Origin of the sequence: Rossellomorea sp. GCM10028870 (assembly GCF_042666755.1) — a bacterium.
Classification (GTDB): domain Bacteria; phylum Bacillota; class Bacilli; order Bacillales; family Bacillaceae_B; genus Rossellomorea.
The window spans coordinates 575,162-596,095 of the sequence record NZ_JBHTGN010000001.1 but is presented as its reverse complement, the minus strand read 5'-3'; the positions used below and the strand labels follow the sequence as shown (position 1 = coordinate 596,095).

Below are 20,934 nucleotides of genomic sequence, written 5' to 3'. Positions count from 1 at the left end.
CCAACTGATTTCAGATCAAAAATGCAAACCATGTATGGCGATTCAGGTGCAGTGTGGATTTCGAACGTGGAAGATCTACTGAAGTCTTTAAAAAATCGGTTCCATTTAACCTTCAGTGAGCCTTTTTCATTAAGCTATAACTTTGTGGTGCCGGTCCAGATCGGGCGTGAACGGGATGCCGTTCTAAAGGTCGGGTATCCGAACAACGATTTTTCCAATGAGTTTCATGCGCTTCAGGATTTCCAAGGGAAGGGCATGGTGGAGGTCATAGATTTTCATAAGGAAGAGGGGTGGATCCTGTTAGATCGCCTCACACCGGGCACTTCCCTTCACTCCGTTGAGGATGAAAAAGAGGTCCTGCATGTATTGTCCCGTGTTGCTCATCGTTTATGGCATAAGCCCGCGATCCTTCACGCATACCCTACCGTTCAATCCTGGTCAAATGGAATTGGGCGGCTGCGTGAAAAATTCAACGGAGGAAGTGGACCCTTACCTGAAGAGCTCGTCTTAAAAGCTGAAAACCTCTTTCCTGAGTTGCTCAGTACTTCCACAGATCTCTTTCTTCTACACGGTGATCTGCATCATGGAAATATTCTCTACTCGGAATCTTCCGGCTGGACGGCCATCGATCCTAAAGGGCTTATCGGCGAGAGAGAATATGACTGCATTCAGTTCATGTTGAATGAATGGAAGAAATGGGATGTGCCATTAGAACTGCTTCAATACAGGACCCGGACAATCGCTTCCCTTCTTTCCCTCTCTTATGAACGGTTGATTCAATACGGGTTTTGTCACTCGGTCCTATCTGCGTGCTGGTCTGTAGAGGATGCGATGGGTGGATGGACGACTGGGCTTTCATTGGCCCGAATGTTTGAGGAATTGATGAAGGAGAATGAGCTGACCCTTAAATTCTCCTAAGAGTCAGCTTCGTTTCTATTTATTCCCCTGGAAACAATAGAAAGTTCATTCTCCCATTAATGATCTGCCCAGGGCTTTTTAATTGAAATGTGTTACTTTGTGAAGAAAAATCAATTTTCAGTTTTTCATCGAGGAAAACCATCTTTGATCTTTCTACGAGGATCGGATAGCTGTTCGTTTCTATCTTTATATCTTCACCTTCAACAGGGTGATGGACAAACCATAAGGTAGGAATACCGCTGACAACACAGCCGCAGCCTTCTGTATCGTATTTCAATTTCAGGTGACCATTTTGGGTCCCTATTCTATCTTGAATCTTTTGGGTTGCTTCGTTCGTTAGTTCGATTTTCATTCGACGACCTCCTCTATCCCTTATCCTATCACATTTCATTTGTTTCCTTTAGAATATTGCATTTTTCCTGTTTTCAATTTACTATCGATAAGGGGGATTCTTTTGTATTTTCTAGAAAGGGTGGTTTTTCATGGCAAAAGCTCAAATTAAAGTGAATGATAATGGTTCTTTTCGTGTAAGCGGTGACGTGGAGCTAATTGACGCTGACGGAAATGTATTTCCAACGAAACAAGTGTTTACCCTTTGCCGTTGTGGCTTATCTACAAACATGCCGTTTTGTGACGCATCTCATAAAGGAAAATTCGAATCATGTGTGCGGGCAGAAAAAGTATTGGACGAAGAGTAAATGGAATGAAAAGAGAGACTTCACCCTTGTGAAGTCTCTCTTTTCATGGGGCTGTCAATCGAAAAAGCGAATGTCCACAACGCTTGCAAGTGGAATATAGTGTACGTCTTCGAACCTGTCTACGACGTGCAGCTTCCCTTCCAGTGAGTCGACGTGGTGAACGGTTCCAATCGATAATTGATGACGGTGCTTTACATAGTGAGTAATCGACACCAATTTGCCAAACTCCATCGCCTCTGACACGACTTCATTCATCCTGACCAGTTCCTGCTCGTCAAGTTCGATCCTCTTCTCGTGCGTATCTTCCTTTGCCCAATCCCTTAGGAGCTTCACATGCTCCGGCAGCATCATAGATGTCCATTTGATTCTTCCTCGATCGCGGATCAACTCTCTCACCTCCTATATTTATTACGATTTATGTCCACCCACCAGGCGGGCACGATGCCTTGCTGTTCCTGCTTCTGTATAGGATACGGCCCGGAGAAGGGCTGCCGATCCATATTTATTTCGGATGCGGTCCACTACATACCCTAGCTCCCGCTTCTCCCATCGATTCGGCTCGAACAAAGAAATCTGCAAGGCTCCATCATCTACAATATTTGAAAGAGCGATGTTGATTTTCCGTACAGTTTTCCCGTTGTAATTCTCTTCGAATAACTCCAGGCATACACGATATAAATCCATGGTGATATTGGTCGGCTCCTCGATGGTCCGCGACCGGTGAAACCCTCCACCAAATTCTTCGTGACTGTAACCGACGCCAAAGCTTATTGTTCTCCCCGACTTGCGATGGGTGCGGGCGCGTCTGGCGACTTCTTCACACATTTCTAAAATGACACGTTTGATTTCCTCTTTCTCCTTATAATCGCGAAGCAGGATCTGCCCCTTGCCAAAGCTGATTTGACCATCCATGATCGGAGCTCCTATTTCAGATAAATCAACTCCCCATGCGTGGTAATAGAGTTGATTTCCCATAACGCCGAACTTGGCCTCCAGCTTCTCCAGGTCATACTGCGCCAATTGGCCAATAGAGAAAATCCCCATGCGATTGAGCGTCTTTTCGAGGCGCCCGCCAATCCCCCACATTTCACGTAAAGGCGATAGCGGCCACAGCTTTTCCGGAACGTCTTCATAGGTCCATTCGGCAATACCCTCTTTTTTTGCTTCAAGATCCAGGCACAACTTAGACAACAGCATATTGGGACCGATTCCTATGGCGCACGGCAGCTGAAACTCCCTTTCCATATCATCTCTGATTTTACGTGCAACAGTCGTGGCATCTCCCCAGAGATTCGTCGCTCCATCAATCTTGATAAAGCTTTCGTCCACGCTATACGTATGAATGGCATCTTTCGGTACGTAGCGGTGGAATAACCGGGTCAATTCAGTCGATATCCTGACATACGTCGCCATTTTCGGCTCTACAAGCCGGATGCGCGGATCCTTTGGGATTTCAAACATCCGCGAGCCCGTTTTGATCCCAAAGTCCTTCTTCAACCTGGGTGATGCCGCTAACACAATACTTCCTTGGCGGTCCCTATCCCCTACTACAGCCAAATGGCATTCAAGGGGATCAAGACCCAGCATGACAGCCGAACAGCTAGCATAAAAGCTCTTCATATCGATGCACAGAATCTTGTGGTGTGGCAGCACACTGTAATCGACAGTCATATCCTCGTCCTCCATTTTACCTAAAATAGAACAAACGTTCTCATATAGTATATCTATGATTCTAACCGAATATACGTTCCCTTTCAACTTAAATAAATGGAAATGGAGAGAATAACAAGAAAACCGGAGGCGGCTTGAGCAGGACCGACAAGCATAAGGCGAACATACCGGAAAGGCGCTCTTTGCCTTTTTGGTATGTTTGACTTATGACCTCGAGCCTCTAAGCCCTGCAGCTGGATCAAGAAAAGCGGAAGGGGCTCGCCCTGGGGCGACAAGCAATCAGGGTCACACCAAAGTCAAATTCTGTCGATATTTTTGTTATGAAATTCATAGTCGCATTTTCCTATAATTGCTAAAATTCAAATGAACACAAATTGTCAGGGCGAGGAGGAGTAACATGGCGAAAGTGATTGTGATGTATGAAAAGCCAAAGGATCAGGAAGGGTTCGAGGAATATTACTTCAACACCCATATGCCGATAGCTGGAAAGGTTCCTCATGTAAAAAATGCGAATGTACAGCGGGTGTTATCCAATCAAAATACGGATTTGTCACTCTACTTAATAACGGAGATCGAATTTGAAAACAAAGCAGATATGAAAGAAGCGTTTAATTCTGAAGAATGGAAAGCGGTTGGAGACGATGTTCCGAACTTCATGAAATACTTAGAGAAACCACCGATTATCACCATAGTCGATTAAGAATACTTACTCTGCCAAAAATAAGAAAAGCCAAAATCAACGTGTGATTTTGGCCATTTTCCCATCAACCTCTCCCGGCTTGGAATCCTGGATATTTCGTCATGCCCCCATCGGCGATGAGTGTCGTTCCGGTGACGTAGCTTGCCTGATCCGAGGCTAGAAAAGCTGCGCAGGAAGCCACCTGTTCGGGTTCCCCGATATAGCCCATTGGAATGAGTTTCTCCACTCCTTTTTTCTTTTCAGGATCAGAAAATTTCTCGGCATTGATGGGAGTGTCAATGGCCCCGGGAGCAATATTGTTTACCCGGATTCCATCGGGTGCGAATTCTAACGCAAGACTTTCCATTAATAATTTCACCCCACCCTTACTGGCTGCATAGTGCGCAAAGTGAGGCCACGGAATGATTTCATGAACAGAAGAAACATTGATGATCGATCCTTTGATGTTATGATCGAGCATGTATTTCGCAGCTTCACGGCATCCGAGAAATGTACCTGTTAAGTTCGTGTTGATGACCCTTTGCCAATCTTCAATAGGCAGGTTTTCAGACGGAACTTCATTTTCGATTCCCGCATTATTCACGTAGATATCAAGACGGCCATACGTGTCGTGCGCAAAATGGACAAAGCCCTGAACGTCTGCTTCTTTTGACACATCACCTTGAATAATGGAGGCTGTTCCCCCTGCTTCTTCGATTTCCCTCACTAGTTCTTCCGGATTTTCATCTTCTTTGAAATAATTAATGACCACTTTGCAGCCTTCACTGGCAAATCGTTTAGCAATCGCCTTTCCTATACCTGTAGCAGCTCCGGTTATAATGACAACCTTACCTGTCAGATCTGAATACATATCCATTCCTCCTTAATCTTTCGTAAAGCCTAATAGAACACCGCCGATAATGATAAGAACACACCCTGCAATGACGAGAAGGATTTGCTTTTTGGATTTCTTTTCACCTAAGAAAAACAAACCTCCAAGAGTAGAAATCACGATTCCCGTTTGAGATAGGGAAAAGCTTGTAGCCACTCCGATCCGTGGAAGAGCCAGAAGCAATCCCAGATTCCCCGTTGCCCACATAAGACCGGTTAAAATATTGCGTATAGTATATTTTGTAAAGGGCCTATGCCTGAAAGTAATGACAACCGCCCCAATAAACATTCCAATCGCCTGTGGTAAAATGGCTTCCCAGCCGTCAATATCAAACCATCTTAAAATGACGACATAGGCTATGTATCCACAGCTGGATAGCAATAAAGTTAGTAAACCCTTTTTAAGCTGAGATTGATCATCACCCTCGGATTTTTGAGTGAATGAGGTTAATACAACACCAATAATAAGAGCTAAAACGGCCCCGCTTCCGAGGAGGATCGTCTCTGTTGTTTTCCATTCTTTAAACACTAGAACGCCGAAAAGAGTCGTTCCAATCAGCTGCATTCCCGTTGAAATCGGAACGGTTTTCGCAACTCCGATGAACTTTACACTCGCTAACTGATTGACTTGACCGACTGCCCAGAAGACGCCTGAAATGAAGCCGATCCCCCACACAAATAACGTCAATTCCGGTGATTTGATGAAGAAAATGCCTATGGCAAACAGCAAGGAACCAATGGTAATTCCAACCGTTTGGCTATAAGCATTCCCTCCAAGTTTTACACTTACAAACACAAGACTTCCCCATGCTACTGCGGGGATCAGGGCCAAAAGAATCCCTATCATACATCCACATCCTTTTTCCAACAATAGTCATAGTTTTCCTCCGAAACAAAAATTCTAGCCGTTTAGGCTAGAAAATCATAAATATTTCCCGCTCCATGATGCATACCCTTATTTTGTCCGGTATAACCTCAAGGTGAGGTGAAAATATGAAGAATGGATCATGAAGATGATTGACAAGACGTTTTAACAATTTGAACATACGAAAGGTCAGCGCATTTACATGGAGAATCCGTCTCTCGTAACGATAGCGATCCTGGATCAGCTGGGGAAAATAAAAACATTTGATCACAAAGAAGAAAGCATTGGTCTATAAACCAATGCTTTCTTCTTTGTCATTTTGTAGATGTATGTATGGGCACAATCACCCGGTTATTGTCCACATTCACAATGACATGGACATCTCTGTCGATGGAAAGATCTTTGAATCGTAATGAATATAAGCCGGTGGGATTTTTTTCAACGGATTGGATGACCACCTGTGAAAACCGGGGATCTTTCATGACTAATCTGACCGCACTACCCTCGGTTTTACTTTGTTGATCCGTCAGAAAAACCAATTGATCTGCAGAAGCTCTTCGGGGGTAGGACTCCTGGAGCTCACCATCAAACGTCACACTCACTTTTTTGCCTATCTCTATGTCATCTTTATGTAGTTTTTTATCTTTGTCTGTCTTCATGAGGGTTTGGTCATTGAAAGAAAACCAAACATCATTAATAAGCACTTGATCGCTTTCAAGCTGGGTGACAAAGCCTATGAAATTTGCGCTGGCTTGAGATGTACTTACAGATGTTGAAGGACCACAACCGGTAAATAGAAAACAGAAACAAATGATCAGAACAGGCAAACACTTCTTCATAGACTCCCCCCTTATTAGATTAGACGAATGAGAGTATAGTTTGGTTTCACTATTTTTTGAAGAAAAGGTTATTTCCTACTTTTTCGACAAAAGATGGGAATAGTTGATAAATGACGCTCCCCATATTCATCCATCGTGGCAAATTGATTTCCCTCCTATTGGTAAAAAGGGCTTCCACGACTTTTTGAGCGACGTATGCAGGATCAAGCATAAACTTTTCTACATTCTTCACATACGTCCCGGATTCATCGGCAATGGAGAAAAAATCTGTGGCAATCGGCCCAGGATTAACCGCTGTCACCTTTACCCCGTATCTTTTGGCTTCCATTCTCAGGCTATTTGTATATCCTAACACAGCATGCTTAGAGGCAGAGTACGCACTCGACTTTGGTGAAGCGAACTTACCTGCCTGAGAGGCAATGTTAATGATATGACCAGAACCTTGTTCACGCATATAGGGAAGGACTTCTCCCGTACATGCCATGAGTCCAAGAACATTCACGTCCATCATTCCCTTCACATCCTGAAATGATGTTTCATGTGCTTCCTGGAATATTCCATACCCTGCGTTATTGATCAATGCATGGATCGGGCCAAAGTCTTTCAGGATGGCCTGGAATGTACGGGGGATTTCGTCGTAATCCGTTACATTTAACGGATACACTTCCACCTTACAATTGTATTCGGTTATAAGCCTCTCTTTTAATGCTTCAAGCAAATGGACACGGCGTGCAATCAAGGCAAGATTTCCGCCGTTTTCTGCAACTTTGATGGCCATTTGTTCTCCGATTCCTCCAGAGGCACCGGTAATCACAATGGTTTTTCCTTTTATTCTACTGTTCATTTATCGTCACATCTTTCTAGGTAAAATAATGATAGATTCCATCATCCATTTCTTTCTTTATGTAGTGAAGGGATTCCAGGTAGTCTAATTGTCCGATTGTTTCAGATAGTGTCAGACCAAGTTCTTTTCGATATACGGAAGGGAATAATGTCTTACATATGTCGAATACGGTCAGCCGGTTACCATTGATCATTTCCAGAACACCCCGTGCTCTTTCATCCTGTTTCCCTAATCGCCTCGGAATTAACCCGTGAACATCCTTAATATTGTCCCCATGACCTGTGTAGGCAAGGGAAATGGGAATATCCAATAACTTTTTCAAGGAATCATTGTATTGCAGCAATGGCTTTGAACGCTCGGTTTCCCCTTCAAACGGTGGTTCAATTAACGGATTAGGGGAAATAGTCGCGAGTATATGATCTCCGGCTATCAAAACACCATCCCTCTCCCGGTAAAAGGATAAGTGACTCTGAGCATGTCCTAACGTTTCAATGATCGTCCAATCTTCCATTCCAGGAATGGCGTCCCCTTCTCTTATTTCATTATCTAATTTTCGATTCCCCATAAATTTCAAAGGACTCTTAAATTTATGAATTGACTGGAGATACTCTTGAGGTAATCCCGATTCGATCCCCAATTGAAGGAAAAAGCGATCATACACTTCATGAAAATAGTCATCACGATGCAGCCAAAACTTGTTATACTTGTGCCCAAAAATTTTAACAGAGGGAGAGAACCGATCAAGTAAGCCGGCATGATCCGGATGATGATGGGTCAAAACGATTTGATCAATATCTTGAGGTGTATACCCCAAAAGGGACAATTGCTCGGTCAGCTGTACCCAGGCCGATTCTGTAAGAGGCCCTGCATCCACTAAGGTCAAGGCATCCCCTTTCACTAAATAAACATTCACATCCCCTACGGCAAAAGGAGTGGACAGCGTAATTTTTGCGATATTATTCACTAAGGTTGTCATATTTTCACCACATTCTTCATAATAAAAAGGGGAGGCAGCGAAGATCGGACCGACGTGCCCTTCCCGTCTAGAAATTCATTACTCTTACGTTAATAGAAAATGAATGACTCTTCATTTAATAGTGTACATTTTTTCCTAACAAATGTCATTTTTAAAATGATTGAATAGACTGAAATAAACACTTGACAAATAAGCTATCTTTCTATGATAATCACCTATAATATACGTTTACTATCGGTAAATCATTTTACATAACACTAAAAGAAAAAGCGATGATAAAGACTAGTAATGAATAGATGATGTCAGAGATCGGTGCCCACCGGCTGAAAGGCACCGTCATCCCCTCTATTTGTGAACCTGCCTTTTGAGCGTCTTAAAGCAGAACGTTTTTCCAGCGTTACATGGAAGTGAAGTGTGTTCATTTCGTCCATTGGAATGAACAAAACAAGGTGGTACCACGGAAGCAGACCCTTTCGTCCTTTATGGATGAGAGGGTCTGTTTTTTTTCAAAAATGGAGGAGGAATGAACGAATGAAGACATTGTTTATTGGAGCAGGATCGATGGCTTACGCTCTAATGAGTGGAGCACTGAAATCAGGGGTCCTGAAGAATGAAAAAGTGCATGTTACCAATCGGGCCAACCAAGAGCGATTAAACGAAATCGTGCACGAATTCGGTGTGCGTCATGTAGAACATGATTCACCATACGACGTCGTCATTCTGGCCATGAAACCAAAAGACTTTCATGAGGCTGCAGATTCTATTAAGACCCACCTTTCAAGGAATACGATGGTCATTTCAGTTTTAGCAGGGATCACCATGGAACATATTAGCGACAAACTCACCTTTAACGGAGCCATTGCAAGAGCCATGCCCAATACGAGTGCTGCCATGGGAAAATCAGCTACGGCAGTATCGTTCAACCGGAACCTTTCTGACTCCCAGAAAGAATGGACGACAACACTATTTCAATCCGTCGGAACAGCAGTGGAAGTAGCGGAAGAACAATTAGACCTTATAACGGCCCTATCAGGCAGCGGTCCTGCTTATATCTACTATGTCGCGGAATTACTTAAGAATGCGGCAGTAGAGTTAGGTTTGCAGGAGGAACTCGCAAAAAGCCTCGTTAACCAAACGATTGCAGGGGCAAGTGCGATGCTGGAAGAATCCGGATTGGAAGCCCGGGAATTAAGGAGAAACGTGACCAGTCCAGGTGGAACGACTGAGGCAGGGATCACTAAATTGGAAGACCATCAGGTAAGAGAGGCGTTTTTCCAATGTGTCTCTTCAGCGAAAAACCGTTCTGAGGTACTTGGTAAAGAATTAAAGAAGCAGTCCTAAGCTATAACCCACCATGATTCGCAATTTTCATTATTCATTGATAAAATCAAAGCAAAAAAGAAGGTCGACAAATGATCCTCCTACTACTTCTACTATGCGCTGTTCTTATTGTCTGGATTTTTATCGGGATGGCTGTGTGGAGGGGTGTATCTACCATCTCTTCCATTGATGAGCTTTCCCATAGAACAAGTAATGGACCACTCCTATCCGTGATTGTTCCAGCTAGAAATGAAGAAGAAACGATTACAGACAGCATTCTATCTCAGCTGCAGCAGGATTATCAACAGATCCAATGGATACTCGTCAATGATCGTTCAACGGACGGGACTACGGAAAGACTCGAAGAATTAGCCGAAATGGATAGGCGAATCAGCGTAGTTCATATCGACTCACTTGAAAAGGGATGGCTAGGGAAAAATCAGGCATTATATAAAGGGTATCAGGTATCAGAAGGAGAACTCATCCTTTTCACAGATGCCGACGTCATATTTAACGATCCGAGTATCCTGACAAAAGCAGTGTCCCTGCTTCGAACACAGAAGCTGGATCACCTGACACTGGCTCCACATATTAAATCACAATCCTTCTGGTTAAAAAGCTTCGTTGCTTTTTTCTTATTCGGTTTTTCTTTTTATAAGAGACCTTGGAAAGCAAACGATCCCTCTTCTAAGGTAGGGATGGGCATCGGCGCCTTCAATCTCATCACACGATCGGCTTATGAGGAGATCGGTACTCACGAGGAGATTAAGCATATGCCCGATGATGATCTGCAACTAGGGGTCCAGCTAAAGAAACACCATAAAAAGCAGTTCTTCCTCATCGCCCTTAATTCTCTAGAAGTGGAATGGTATCGTTCCTTGAAGGAAGCCTTCAACGGATTGGAAAAAAACACATTTGCGGGTCTGCATTATTCCATGCTTCTCGTTTTGTTTGCCATGTTTGGGGTCTTCTCCTCTACTGTGCTCCCTTTCTTCACAATTTTTTCAATGGAGCCGGCCATTCGAATCGTGAGTATGTTGATACTGCTTCTCATTGGCATCACGTATTTAAAGGTAATAAAGCAAATGACGAAGGAGTCTCCCCTCCTTTTTCTTGCGTTACCTTTCACCGCCATGTTATTTATCTATTATATCGGACGAGCTACGTTATTAACCTATAAACGAGGCGGAATCGAATGGCGTGGAACAGTTTATTCGTTTAAGGAACTGAAGCGAAAAAGGAAGTAAAGCACATTTCTTTCCGAACAAAAAAGGTGTTGTTATAATTCATGTGTAGCACTATTTAGCAACCCGAAATAAATACCACGTCATGGAAGGTGATTAAAATGAACGCAAAGCTATTTCAACCATATTCGCTTAAAGATGTAGAACTGAAGAATCGAATTGTAATGGCACCTATGTGCATGTATTCTTCCCATAACGAAGATGGAAAAGTCGAAAACTGGCATCGTACTCACTATACAAGCCGTGCAGTGGGTGGCGTCGGGCTCATCATTCAGGAAGCTACAGCTGTCACGCCCCAAGGAAGAATCTCCCCCCAAGATTTAGGGATTTGGGATGACGAACATATCGAAGGATTAAAAGAGTTAGTGGGCCTGATTAAGGAACAGGGCGCAAAGACCGGCATCCAGCTTGCTCACGCAGGAAGAAAAGCCGTCCTTGAAGGAGACATCCTTGCCCCATCTGCGATTCCATTTAATGAAGAGATGAAAACGCCCGTTGAAATGACGGCGAATGATATTAAAAAGACCATAACGGCATTCATCAAAGGTGCAGAAAGAGCGAAGAAAGCGGGATTTGATGTGATTGAAATTCATGGGGCACATGGATACCTCATCAACGAATTCCTGTCTCCGCTATCCAATAAACGTACCGACGAATACGGCGGATCAGCAGAAAACCGCTACCGCTTCCTTCATGAAGTCATTGATGGAATTCAACAAGTGTGGGACGGACCTCTCCTTGTTCGTGTTTCTGCCAAAGATTATCATGAAGAAGGATTGGACGTAGAAGACTATGTTGTGTTCGCCCAATGGATGAAAGAACAAGGAGTCGATTTAATCGACGTAAGCTCCGGTGCTCTTGTACCTGCGCGAATTCCAGTGTTCCCGGGCTATCAGGTGAAACTTGCCGAGACCATAAAAAAAGAAGCGAAGATCGATACAGGTGCAGTCGGACTGATTACAACAGGTATACAAGCCGAAGAAATTCTGCAAAACGAGCGTGCTGACCTCGTCTTACTTGCTCGTGAATTGCTTCGTGACCCATACTGGGCAAGAACGGCAGCCAAAGAGTTGGGTGTTGAGATTGAGGCGCCTAAGCAGTATGATCGCGGCTGGTAAGAAATGTTTTGTCAGACTTAATAAGAGAGTTGCATGCCGCCGGGCATGCAACTCTCTTTTCTATTCATACACTTTTTGGACCTCATACCTGAACCCTAAATAACGGTAGTTTTGTTTTTGATACATCAATCTCGGTGTATCTTCCCCATCCGCTACCAATATCACGGTCTTATCAGGGAATTGCTTCATCACAAATTGTTGAAGCCTTGCACCTATCCCCTTTTTTTGAAACGATTCATGAACCATCAGTCCATCGATTTCTGCTGTATGATCTTCAATGATCACATCCACGGATCCTGCCGGGGTCCCCTTATAGAAAGCGAGGAGCTGCATCAAACGGGGATTTTGGAAATTCCTCTTATGCATGTCGACCTTTTGATTTGCAAAGGCTTCACCATACTCTAAATCCTGACTATATTGAAATGCCAGGTACGCATCCAATTCACTGTCGGTCACCGCTTTCACTTCAATATCAGAATTATCGTCTATAGAAGGAAATTGACCAGTTTCTATACTGTATAGTTCATTAAATCCTGATTCATATCCTTCACGTGTAAAATAATCCATTAATTCCTCTGTTAGTTTTGTATCCTGGGGAAAATAAAATTTCACATGCTTTTGCCCCTTTGATTGATGAAATTCTCTTAAAAAGTGAGCAGCCTCTTTAAATTCAGCCAACGTTGGATGTTTTTTGAATTCAAGAAAATTACTATCATACCTTGTTAACATTTCTGGAAAATGAATATGTTTATAGAGATCATTCTCTCCTATTTCATGTCCTGGATTATAGATATGCTCAAATGTGATTTCCTTCATTCGTACTCCCCTTTTCCTCTATGAACTTACTCCCAGATCCGTTGAACAATTGCCCCGTCTTCTTCGACTTTTACTACATACACATCAGGATTGGAAAGGGCGAACAGCTCATCATATCCGTATTTCTCATCAAACAACCTCAAAAGCAGCGTGGTTAAGTTTCCATGACTCACGCAAACAACATGATCTTCTTCTTTTTCTAAAACGTCTTCTATAAATGACCTTGCTCTCTCCGTTGCCTGATCATTCGACTCTCCGCCTGGTAACGCAAGGGAAAAATCCTCAAAACTGTCTTTTAATTTTTCCATCCAATCAGGAAGATCCTGATCACTTAATATTCTTTCTCCTAAACGTTCATCTTCCTTTATGGTTAGTCCCGACTGACTTGCAAAGGGAGCGATTGTTTCAATGGCTCTCACAAAAGGACTGGAATAAATCGCTTGAATGGTTCGTTTTTTTAAAAAAGCAGCCAGTTGGTTCGCTTGATTTTCCCCTGTTTCCGTTAAAGGCGCATGAAACGGCTGCCCTTCCGCTTTCGCGTGACGTACGATATAAATCGTCTTCATCCCTTCCCCCCCCCTACTTCTTTAAAGGTATGACATATTCCATAAAATCCCTGGCTATATACGTATCGGGAAACACGTCCCTTGCTTCCCTCTCCAACTCTTCCCATGACTCTTTTGCATATCGAGAGGAAATATGGGTTAAAAACAGCAATTTAGCCCCTGCATCTGAAGCTGTCTCTGCTGCTTGCTTTGTCGTCGAATGGAAATACTCACGGGCCATTTCCTCCTGATCACGATTGAAGGTCGCTTCATGAATGAGTACATCTGCTGACCTTCCTAAATCGACAGCACTCGAACAAACCCTGGTGTCTCCAAGAATCGTGACAACCCGTCCTGGAATCGAAGGTCCAAGAAAGTCCTCTCCATTAAGTTCAGTGCCGTCTTCCAGCTTGACGGATTCACCCAATTTCAATTGCCTGTAGACGGGTCCAGGTTGAATACCTCTTTCCTTTAATTGATCAACTTGAAGAACACCCGGTTTATCTTTTTCAACCACACGGTATCCGAAGGTAGGCAAGGCATGATCCAGCTCCTTCGCCTCTACGAAAAATCCTTCATCTTCAAAGACGGTCCCTTCTTCGATCTCGATCACTTCAAGGGGATATAGTAGATGCGTCCGGCTGACTGATAGAGACACGTGGATATACTCCTTGATTCCCTTGGGTCCATACACCGTAAGCCGGGACTCTCCACCTTGAAAGGAGCGGCTGCCTAATAATCCTGGCAACCCATAAATATGATCCCCGTGTAAGTGGGTGATGAAAATCTTCTCTATTCTTCTTGGTTTCAAGCTAGTATGTAAAATTTGATGCTGCGTTGCTTCCCCACAATCAAAAAGCCAGACCGCACCGCGTTCTTCTAATAATTTCAAAGCAATACTGGTTACATTTCGGAGTTTAGCGGGTACTCCTGCCCCAGTTCCTAAAAATAATAGTTCCAACTTATTCACTCCTAAAATGAGCTATGCTGCCTTTATTTTAGCACATCCTACGCTTATTTACCTTTTCCTTCCCAAGAGAATGGGGGATTATTATGCTCAGTTAAACAATTGGGTTATAAGAATGAGAATTAAAGCCAACATAATGACGAAGATGTTTGTTCATAAAACGCTTTCATTTCTCCCATCAGAAAAGTCATCAGCATATAATTTGCTAATTGAACCATAAGTCTTTAAAATTAAGTAATTGTATAGGATATTAAATAAGAAGACATACATTAAAAATGCTAGCAACAAGATAAAGTGAGGTCATGACATTGAATAATTCAACTACACCATCATCTCTCATTACGATTTTTGGGGCGACTGGTGATTTAGCAAAAAGAAAGCTTTATCCATCTCTTTATCACTTGTTCCGTAAAGGGAAAATCTCAAAGCGTTTTGCCGTTGTAGGGGTAGCTCGACGTGAATGGTCGAATGAAGAGTTTCAGGAACATGTAAAAACATCGGTACATAAAGCGTTAGGCAGCAACGAAAACATAGATGAGTTCGTCTCTCATTTCTACTATCAGCCGAATGATGTTTCAAACAGCGATTCTTACAAAGCGTTGAAGAATCTTTCTGATGAGCTGGATGAAACGTATGAACTAGAAGGGAATCGCATTTTCTACTTAGCGATGGCTCCTGAATTCTTCGGTACGATTACAGAACAGCTGAAGAATCAAGGTGTAACCGATACAAAAGGTTTCCAGCGACTTGTCATTGAAAAACCATTCGGTCACGACCTCCCTTCAGCCGAAAAACTGAACAGCCAAATCAGGGAATCATTCTCTGAGGACCAAATTTACCGTATCGACCACTATCTTGGGAAAGAAATGGTTCAGAACATCGAAGTCATCCGTTTCGCCAATGCGATGTTTGAACCCCTATGGAATAATCGTTACATCTCTAACATCCAGGTCACTTCCTCCGAAGAGCTGGGTGTTGAAGATCGTGGACGCTATTACGAAAAAAGTGGGGCTCTCCGCGATATGGTTCAAAACCATCTGCTTCAAATGGTTGCTTTACTTGCCATGGAGCCTCCGATCAAATTGACGACAGACGAAATCCGCAGCGAGAAAGTCCGTGTATTACGATCCCTGCGTCCGTTTGAACATGAAGAAGTGAAAGATTATTTCGTTCGAGGTCAATATGGTTCTGGAACAACCGGTAATCAGGATCTGCCAGGTTATCGCGAAGCAGACAACGTTGATGATCAATCCAATACCGAGACTTATGTTGCAGGAAAACTGATGATCGATAACTTCCGTTGGGCTGGGGTTCCGTTCTATATCCGCACAGGAAAGAGAATGGAAACAAAGTCAACGAAAATCGTCATTCAATTCAAAGATATTCCAATGAACCTGTATTACAATCCGGACAAGCCACTGGCACCGAATTTATTGGTGATTCACATTCAGCCTGAAGAAGGAATTACTCTGCACCTAAACGTGAAAAAATCCGGACAAAACATTGAAACGACTCCAGTAAAACTAAACTTTGCCAACACCAGTGTAGACGGGATGAACACGCCGGAAGCATACGAAAAGCTTCTATTCGATTGCCTGCGCGGGGATGCAACCAACTTCACTCATTGGGATGAAGTAAAGCTGTCCTGGGCATTCGTCGATAAGATCTCTGAAGTATGGGAACAAACGCGTGATGGAGAATTCCCGAACTACGAAGCAGGATCAATGGGTCCGAAAGCAGCCGACAACCTGCTGGCTAAAGATGGCTTCTACTGGTGGCCAATTGCGAATCTAGACGTAGACCAATGCTAAGGAAGGTGTGGAAACAATGAAAATTTATGATGTAACAGCTCCAATCTTTAACGGAATGCCGGTTTATAAGAACAAACCGGAAAAACAACCTACCATCGACACAAATACGAATGGTCATGTAACAGAGTCCCGCATCTCAATGGATGTTCATACAGGAACACATGTTGATGCTCCACTTCACATGATCAACGACGGTGAAACAATCGAAACCATCGATATCGAACAGCTCGTTCGTCCTGTAAAAGTTTTTGATTTAACAAAGGTCGATGAGAAAATCAGTCTTAAAGATATCGAAGAATTAGATATTGAAGAAAATGACTTCATTCTCTTCAAAACGAAGAATTCATGGGATACCGAATTCAACTTTGAATTCATTTATGTGGCAGAAGATGCAGCAGCGCACCTTGCAGACAAGAAAATCTCAGGTGTTGGAATCGACGCTCTGGGTATTGAAAGAGCACAGGAAGGCCACCCCACTCACCGCAGCTTAATGGGAAGCGGCGTTATCATCATGGAGGGACTTCAACTGAAAGACATTGAAGCAGGCCAATACTTCATGGTTGCCGCTCCACTTAAAATCGAAAACACCGATGCGTCACCTGCACGTGTGTTGTTATTTGATGAATTGATTGGCTGAAATCCGAAAATGACTCCCTAGTATACTAGGGAGTCGTTTTTTTTGATTTGTTAAGAAGTATGCCTATTTTCTCTGCGAAATCACACTTTACACATAGCATTCTTATTAAATTGTTAATTCAAAACTCATATACTATAAGAAACATTAATAATCTTCCCAATGACATTCTGGACTTCATCCGAATGTGTGATGACAAATAAATGATCGGCTTCCCCTTCAACAGGTGCCGCTACATCCTTGAAGTAACAGTCAGTCTGCTGACGGTTCAGCACTTCTTCAAAAGTAGTAGCGTTCCTGAAGATGGTTGTACTCCGCTCACTGTTTGCTACTCTGGCTTGAAGAACCCGTTCGGCGATATCCAAATGGACGAGGATCGTAATCAATCCCTTCTGATTGAAATGCTCCAACAGCTTCAACCGTCCACTGCGGCTCAGATTCGAATTACAAAGAATGAGATGGTGTGATGTCTCATTCATGGCATAATCCACAATCGTTTGACTGATGGCATATTTGAGCGCATTTGGTCCTTCCATTGGAAGCAGGCTCCTATAAAAGGTGTTGATGAATTCAGCATGATTATCCTGGTCGATTACAACGGAATTCAACAATTGTTCTTCCAGACTCTTGGCAAAGGTTGTTTTTCCGCTATGGGTTTTACCGACGGTCATGATGACTAATCTTGTCATGAATGGACCTCCAATTCATAGTTTAAACTCAATCTATAGATTCTCTTTTATCTTAGATATATAGTTTCTTAATGTTTCCTTTGTAAATCCTTGTGCTCTAGTCACTCATATAAAAATAATAAGCCTTGTACACGTCCCCAATGATCCCTTTTAATTGATGAACACCTAAGTCTGTATTGGTCATGATGACCAAAGCACTTTCCAATTGAGGATAGGCCACCACCATGCATTGAAAACCAACGCCCCAGCCAAGTGATGATATTTCGATTCCCTTGTCGTTTTGATCCAGGAAGACCCCTAGTCCGGTCCATTCCTTACCGCCTTGTGAATGGATCATTTCAGCTGCTTTACTTGACGAAAGCCTGAGTTTGCTTTCCCCTTTTAACGCATGCATGAGTTCTACCACTACAAGTGCTAGATCTGTTGGGGTTGTCCACAGTCCGGAAGCAGCAGGATACGGATAGATTGGATATTTGCCTTCCACTACTTCTCCATCACTCATATGACCACAAGAGGCATTTTGAGATGAAGGATCAAATGTGCTATTTTTCATATGTAATGGATGAAAAAGATGTTCGCTCATAACTTCGTAAAAAGGGTTCCCAGTGACATCTTCTATCAACAGTTGTATGATACAGAAGCCTGCATCAGAATAGTGAAAGTCCCTTTCAGGGGCATATTTCACTTCAATAGGGACCTTACAATAAGGGGATTTCCCTTCTAACAGGTTAACCATCGTCGGAGTACCAAACTTCGAATTAAGTTCGTTGAAGCTTCCTTCAGGATCGACTATCCCCGATTGGTGACTAAGTAAATGTCTTAAGGTAACGTTTCCATTATATTCATGTAAAGGGACCTTCCAGGATGTTAGCACATTATTCACATCCTCATCTAAATCCAGAATGCCTTGTTCCGTCAATGTCATCACCAACATCGAGGTTAGAAATTTACTAATTGAACAAGCACTGAAAATGGAATCACTTTCCACCCGTATATCCGTTCCTGCTTCCAGTATACCGCAGCATACCGTGCTACTGATGGAGCCACCCTCAATGACTGCCATGCTTAATCCCGTTACACCATACTCTTTCATACGCTTTTGCATGTTGATCATTTGTGGTTTCATCGTAACCGTAACCCCCATCGTTCTATTAAAGTTTGTTCTGGCTCTAGTAAGCTCACCATTTAAAGTTGATAGAAACATCATTCATCGATTTCTTCCATATCATATGATCAGACCCGATACCCCAATAATCCTTCAGCCAATAGTCAGGTTCACCAAATTTCCCCTTCCATATTTTCTGTGCAAGGGCGTATCCGCTATCCAAACAGAATTCCTGGATTCCCCTGTTTAGAAAAGTAAGGAACATGACGTTTAATAGTAATGTCCCTACCCCGCGTCCTTGATAATCGGGATGCACAAACACCGTTCCGACTTCATATATCTCATTCAGTGCTCCATCTGTACAGGTGCGAATCAGTTCACTGGCAGGACCGTATTCAATGGTTCCCATAATGTCGGTTCCACCCTTTTCCGAAGCGATTAGAAAGTACCGATCCTTCCCATTGCTTTCCAAGTCACTCTTTAAATAACGTTTTTTGCTTGCAATTTCATTTTCAATGTCATCAACCATTTCCGATATCCCTTCACTGTAAAAGGTATGCTTTATGACTGTAGAAAAAAATTGATTCAGTTCTTCCTGATCTTCTATTCCTGGTCTTCTTATTTCAATGGTAGGCACTGAAAACCACTCCTTAACTGCTTTACTTATGTAATATTATGGTAACATACCATATCTATCTCATACGATGAAATTCCGATAAATGATTATTATTTGTTTTAATATATATCCTTTCAAAATAAAAACCCCTCTCCTAATAGGAAAGGGGCTATACTTATTCGATTATTTCATCCACTCAGTATGGAAAGTACCTTCTTTGTCCACGCGCTCGTACGTATGGGCACCGAAGTAATCTCGCTGAGCCTGGATCAGGTTTGCAGGCAGTGTTTCTGTACGGTAGCTATCGTAGTAAGACAGTGCCGCAGAGAAGCCAGGTACCGGTACACCATTTTGGACGGCTGCGCTGATGACTTCGCGAAGTGCATATTGGTAACTTTCTACGATCTCTTTAAAATAAGGATCTAATAGAAGGTTTGAAAGATTTGATTCACGGTCATAAGCTTCTTTGATCTTTTGCAGGAATTGAGCACGGATGATGCAACCTCCGCGGAAAATCATTGCGATATCCCCGTATTGAAGATCCCATTTGTACTCATCAGATGCAGAGCGCATTTGCGCAAATCCTTGAGCATAGGAACATATTTTGCTCATGTAAAGAGCTTTACGGATGGATTCAACCAATGCTTTTTTATCGCCTTGGAATGGTTTCGTGTCAGGTCCTTTTAGCATTTTGCTTGCTTTCACACGTTCATCTTTAATGGCTGAAATGAAACGGGCAAAGACAGACTCGGTGATAATCGGTAAGGACACACCAAGGTCTAACGCACTCTGGCTTGTCCATTTGCCTGTACCCTTTTGTCCTGCTTTGTCCAGGATGACATCGACCATCGGCTTTCCTGTTTCCTCATCTTTCTTCGTGAAGATATCTGCTGTGATTTCGATGAGATAACTATCAAGTTCACCTTTATTCCAGTCGGCAAACACTTCATGCAGTTCCTCGGCACTTAAGCCAAGGACATTTTTCATCAGGAAGTAGGACTCAGCGATCAACTGCATATCTCCGTATTCGATGCCGTTGTGCACCATTTTCACATAGTGACCCGCGCCATCAGGACCTATATACGTCGTACAAGGGTCTCCATCGACTTTCGCTGCAATGTCTTTCAAGATGGGAGCGACAAGTTCGTACGCTTCCTTCTGTCCACCAGGCATGATAGAAGGACCAGTAAGTGCACCTTCTTCTCCACCGGAGACACCCGTTCCGATAAAGTGAATGCCTAATTCGCTTAATTCGTGATTGCGGCGGCGCGTATCTCCGAAGAACGTATTTCCTCCGTCAATCAGAATGTCCCCTTTTTCCAGGAACGGCTTTAATTGTTCAATGGTTGCATCAGTTGGATTTCCTGCTTTCACCATCAAGAGGATTTTTCTAGGTTTTTCTAGAGAATTAACGAATTCTTCAATCGTATATGTAGGAACGACATTCTTTCCTTTAGATTCGCTTATCATTTCATCCGTTTTTTTACGGGAACGATTATATACAGAAACAGAGTACCCTCTGCTCTCAATATTCCAAGCTAAGTTTTTACCCATTACGGCTAAACCGATAACACCAATTTCTTGAGACATGCCATTAACATCCTTTCATTTATAGAATACTGGTTTTTTCTTTTTAAACTATCAACATTATGTAGGAAACTCCAGTTGATCCGTTTTTCAAAAACTAT

The 20,934-nt window shown here is 42.9% G+C and carries 23 protein-coding genes and 1 other annotated feature; of the genes, 8 read left to right on the top strand and 15 right to left on the bottom strand.

The genetic code is table 11. The annotated features are described in order from the left end of the window. The first annotated feature begins 21 nt into the window (after positions 1-21). Complete coding sequence (locus ACFQWC_RS03020; RefSeq protein ID WP_377107225.1) at positions 22-918, top strand: aminoglycoside phosphotransferase family protein; 897 nt, start codon at positions 22-24, stop codon at positions 916-918. 19 nt (positions 919-937) lie between these two features. On the opposite strand, the gene ACFQWC_RS03015 is transcribed toward ACFQWC_RS03020, so the two are convergent. Then, on the bottom strand, positions 938-1,270 hold the full coding sequence (locus tag ACFQWC_RS03015) for an iron-sulfur cluster biosynthesis family protein (RefSeq protein ID WP_299738174.1): 333 nt from the start codon (positions 1,268-1,270) through the stop codon (positions 938-940). Positions 1,271-1,400: 130 nt separating this feature from the next. Between ACFQWC_RS03015 and ACFQWC_RS03010 the strand changes: the two genes are divergently transcribed. Beyond that, positions 1,401-1,616 (top strand): CDGSH iron-sulfur domain-containing protein, encoded by a 216-nt coding sequence (locus tag ACFQWC_RS03010; protein ID WP_113967576.1) that lies wholly within the window; start codon positions 1,401-1,403, stop codon positions 1,614-1,616. A 54-nt stretch (positions 1,617-1,670) separates the two neighbouring features. Here ACFQWC_RS03010 and ACFQWC_RS03005 read toward each other — a convergent pair whose 3' ends face one another. Together ACFQWC_RS03005 and ACFQWC_RS03000 are read right to left on the bottom strand one after the other, a co-directional pair. Next, a complete protein-coding gene (locus tag ACFQWC_RS03005) occupies positions 1,671-2,003 on the bottom strand; it encodes a YolD-like family protein (protein ID WP_299738181.1) in 333 nt (110 codons plus the stop codon). Between the two features lie 21 nt (positions 2,004-2,024). After that, positions 2,025-3,287: a Y-family DNA polymerase gene (locus ACFQWC_RS03000; RefSeq protein WP_299738182.1), complete on the bottom strand. Its 1,263-nt coding sequence runs from the start codon at positions 3,285-3,287 to the stop codon at positions 2,025-2,027. A gap of 397 nt (positions 3,288-3,684) precedes the next feature. Here ACFQWC_RS03000 and ACFQWC_RS02995 point away from each other — a divergent pair, with 397 nt between their 5' ends. Then, positions 3,685-3,987 carry an EthD family reductase gene (locus ACFQWC_RS02995; protein ID WP_341356565.1) on the top strand — a complete coding sequence of 101 codons (303 nt, stop codon included), beginning with the start codon at positions 3,685-3,687 and terminating at the stop codon, positions 3,985-3,987. Between the two features lie 64 nt (positions 3,988-4,051). On the opposite strand, the gene ACFQWC_RS02990 is transcribed toward ACFQWC_RS02995, so the two are convergent. The 5 genes from ACFQWC_RS02990 to ACFQWC_RS02970 form a co-directional block, all read right to left on the bottom strand. Next, positions 4,052-4,837: a glucose-1-dehydrogenase gene (locus tag ACFQWC_RS02990; RefSeq protein ID WP_299738186.1), complete on the bottom strand. Its 786-nt coding sequence runs from the start codon at positions 4,835-4,837 to the stop codon at positions 4,052-4,054. A gap of 12 nt (positions 4,838-4,849) precedes the next feature. Next, positions 4,850-5,701, bottom strand: coding sequence for a GRP family sugar transporter (locus tag ACFQWC_RS02985; protein ID WP_299739592.1), 852 nt, complete (start codon positions 5,699-5,701; stop codon positions 4,850-4,852). A gap of 335 nt (positions 5,702-6,036) precedes the next feature. Further along, positions 6,037-6,561: a DUF3221 domain-containing protein gene (locus tag ACFQWC_RS02980; RefSeq protein WP_341356566.1), complete on the bottom strand. Its 525-nt coding sequence runs from the start codon at positions 6,559-6,561 to the stop codon at positions 6,037-6,039. Between the two features lie 49 nt (positions 6,562-6,610). After that, a complete protein-coding gene (locus ACFQWC_RS02975; protein ID WP_299738190.1) occupies positions 6,611-7,405 on the bottom strand; it encodes an SDR family NAD(P)-dependent oxidoreductase in 795 nt (264 codons plus the stop codon). 16 nt (positions 7,406-7,421) lie between these two features. Next, positions 7,422-8,381: an MBL fold metallo-hydrolase gene (locus tag ACFQWC_RS02970; RefSeq protein WP_299738191.1), complete on the bottom strand. Its 960-nt coding sequence runs from the start codon at positions 8,379-8,381 to the stop codon at positions 7,422-7,424. Between the two features lie 263 nt (positions 8,382-8,644). Then, positions 8,645-8,865 (top strand) — a binding site (T-box leader). A 47-nt stretch (positions 8,866-8,912) separates the two neighbouring features. Between ACFQWC_RS02970 and proC the strand changes: the two genes are divergently transcribed. The 3 genes from proC (at position 8,913) to namA (ending at position 12,063) form a co-directional block, all read left to right on the top strand. Next, positions 8,913-9,722 (top strand): pyrroline-5-carboxylate reductase, encoded by an 810-nt coding sequence (gene proC / locus ACFQWC_RS02965; protein ID WP_377106008.1) that lies wholly within the window; start codon positions 8,913-8,915, stop codon positions 9,720-9,722. 71 nt (positions 9,723-9,793) lie between these two features. Further along, entirely contained in the window at positions 9,794-10,948 is a 1,155-nt protein-coding gene (locus tag ACFQWC_RS02960) for a glycosyltransferase (RefSeq protein ID WP_377106006.1), read from the top strand. A gap of 98 nt (positions 10,949-11,046) precedes the next feature. After that, positions 11,047-12,063 carry an NADPH dehydrogenase NamA gene (gene namA / locus ACFQWC_RS02955; protein WP_299738197.1) on the top strand — a complete coding sequence of 339 codons (1,017 nt, stop codon included), beginning with the start codon at positions 11,047-11,049 and terminating at the stop codon, positions 12,061-12,063. A gap of 60 nt (positions 12,064-12,123) precedes the next feature. Here namA and ACFQWC_RS02950 read toward each other — a convergent pair whose 3' ends face one another. The 3 genes from ACFQWC_RS02950 to rnz are packed head-to-tail and all read right to left on the bottom strand — an operon-like array spanning position 12,124 to position 14,385. After that, positions 12,124-12,879, bottom strand: coding sequence for a GNAT family N-acetyltransferase (locus ACFQWC_RS02950; RefSeq protein ID WP_299738199.1), 756 nt, complete (start codon positions 12,877-12,879; stop codon positions 12,124-12,126). Between the two features lie 26 nt (positions 12,880-12,905). Continuing rightward, a complete protein-coding gene (locus ACFQWC_RS02945; RefSeq protein WP_341356569.1) occupies positions 12,906-13,445 on the bottom strand; it encodes a histidine phosphatase family protein in 540 nt (179 codons plus the stop codon). 13 nt (positions 13,446-13,458) lie between these two features. Further along, on the bottom strand, positions 13,459-14,385 hold the full coding sequence (rnz, locus tag ACFQWC_RS02940) for a ribonuclease Z (RefSeq protein ID WP_299738203.1): 927 nt from the start codon (positions 14,383-14,385) through the stop codon (positions 13,459-13,461). Positions 14,386-14,699: 314 nt separating this feature from the next. Here rnz and zwf point away from each other — a divergent pair, with 314 nt between their 5' ends. Beyond that, positions 14,700-16,202, top strand: a complete 1,503-nt coding sequence (gene zwf / locus ACFQWC_RS02935) for a glucose-6-phosphate dehydrogenase (protein ID WP_377106003.1) — start codon at positions 14,700-14,702, stop codon at positions 16,200-16,202. A 16-nt stretch (positions 16,203-16,218) separates the two neighbouring features. Continuing rightward, complete coding sequence (locus tag ACFQWC_RS02930; protein WP_299738206.1) at positions 16,219-16,839, top strand: cyclase family protein; 621 nt, start codon at positions 16,219-16,221, stop codon at positions 16,837-16,839. Positions 16,840-16,964: 125 nt separating this feature from the next. Here ACFQWC_RS02930 and ACFQWC_RS02925 read toward each other — a convergent pair whose 3' ends face one another. From ACFQWC_RS02925 to gndA, 4 genes are all read right to left on the bottom strand, one after another. After that, entirely contained in the window at positions 16,965-17,525 is a 561-nt protein-coding gene (locus ACFQWC_RS02925) for an ATP-binding protein (protein ID WP_299738208.1), read from the bottom strand. Positions 17,526-17,622: 97 nt separating this feature from the next. After that, entirely contained in the window at positions 17,623-18,651 is a 1,029-nt protein-coding gene (locus ACFQWC_RS02920) for a serine hydrolase domain-containing protein (protein WP_377107222.1), read from the bottom strand. 52 nt (positions 18,652-18,703) lie between these two features. Continuing rightward, on the bottom strand, positions 18,704-19,267 hold the full coding sequence (locus ACFQWC_RS02915) for a GNAT family N-acetyltransferase (RefSeq protein ID WP_299738210.1): 564 nt from the start codon (positions 19,265-19,267) through the stop codon (positions 18,704-18,706). Between the two features lie 162 nt (positions 19,268-19,429). Then, positions 19,430-20,836 carry an NADP-dependent phosphogluconate dehydrogenase gene (gndA, locus tag ACFQWC_RS02910; protein WP_377106000.1) on the bottom strand — a complete coding sequence of 469 codons (1,407 nt, stop codon included), beginning with the start codon at positions 20,834-20,836 and terminating at the stop codon, positions 19,430-19,432. Positions 20,837-20,934: the final 98 nt, after the last annotated feature.

Bases quoted from the DNA above. Each gene is read 5' to 3' on its own strand.
- ACFQWC_RS03020 (WP_377107225.1), top strand. From the start codon at position 22: ATGCAAACCATGTATGGCGATTCAGGTGCAGTGTGGATTTCGAACGTG.
- ACFQWC_RS03015 (WP_299738174.1), bottom strand. From the start codon at position 1,270: ATGAAAATCGAACTAACGAACGAAGCAACCCAAAAGATTCAAGATAGA.
- ACFQWC_RS03010 (WP_113967576.1), top strand. From the start codon at position 1,401: ATGGCAAAAGCTCAAATTAAAGTGAATGATAATGGTTCTTTTCGTGTA.
- ACFQWC_RS03000 (WP_299738182.1), bottom strand. From the start codon at position 3,287: ATGACTGTCGATTACAGTGTGCTGCCACACCACAAGATTCTGTGCATC.
- ACFQWC_RS02995 (WP_341356565.1), top strand. From the start codon at position 3,685: ATGGCGAAAGTGATTGTGATGTATGAAAAGCCAAAGGATCAGGAAGGG.
- ACFQWC_RS02990 (WP_299738186.1), bottom strand. From the start codon at position 4,837: ATGTATTCAGATCTGACAGGTAAGGTTGTCATTATAACCGGAGCTGCT.
- ACFQWC_RS02980 (WP_341356566.1), bottom strand. From the start codon at position 6,561: ATGAAGAAGTGTTTGCCTGTTCTGATCATTTGTTTCTGTTTTCTATTT.
- ACFQWC_RS02975 (WP_299738190.1), bottom strand. From the start codon at position 7,405: ATGAACAGTAGAATAAAAGGAAAAACCATTGTGATTACCGGTGCCTCT.
- ACFQWC_RS02970 (WP_299738191.1), bottom strand. From the start codon at position 8,381: ATGACAACCTTAGTGAATAATATCGCAAAAATTACGCTGTCCACTCCT.
- proC (WP_377106008.1), top strand. From the start codon at position 8,913: ATGAAGACATTGTTTATTGGAGCAGGATCGATGGCTTACGCTCTAATG.
- ACFQWC_RS02960 (WP_377106006.1), top strand. From the start codon at position 9,794: ATGATCCTCCTACTACTTCTACTATGCGCTGTTCTTATTGTCTGGATT.
- namA (WP_299738197.1), top strand. From the start codon at position 11,047: ATGAACGCAAAGCTATTTCAACCATATTCGCTTAAAGATGTAGAACTG.
- ACFQWC_RS02950 (WP_299738199.1), bottom strand. From the start codon at position 12,879: ATGAAGGAAATCACATTTGAGCATATCTATAATCCAGGACATGAAATA.
- ACFQWC_RS02945 (WP_341356569.1), bottom strand. From the start codon at position 13,445: ATGAAGACGATTTATATCGTACGTCACGCGAAAGCGGAAGGGCAGCCG.
- ACFQWC_RS02930 (WP_299738206.1), top strand. From the start codon at position 16,219: ATGAAAATTTATGATGTAACAGCTCCAATCTTTAACGGAATGCCGGTT.
- ACFQWC_RS02925 (WP_299738208.1), bottom strand. From the start codon at position 17,525: ATGACAAGATTAGTCATCATGACCGTCGGTAAAACCCATAGCGGAAAA.
- ACFQWC_RS02920 (WP_377107222.1), bottom strand. From the start codon at position 18,651: ATGAAACCACAAATGATCAACATGCAAAAGCGTATGAAAGAGTATGGT.
- gndA (WP_377106000.1), bottom strand. From the start codon at position 20,836: ATGTCTCAAGAAATTGGTGTTATCGGTTTAGCCGTAATGGGTAAAAAC.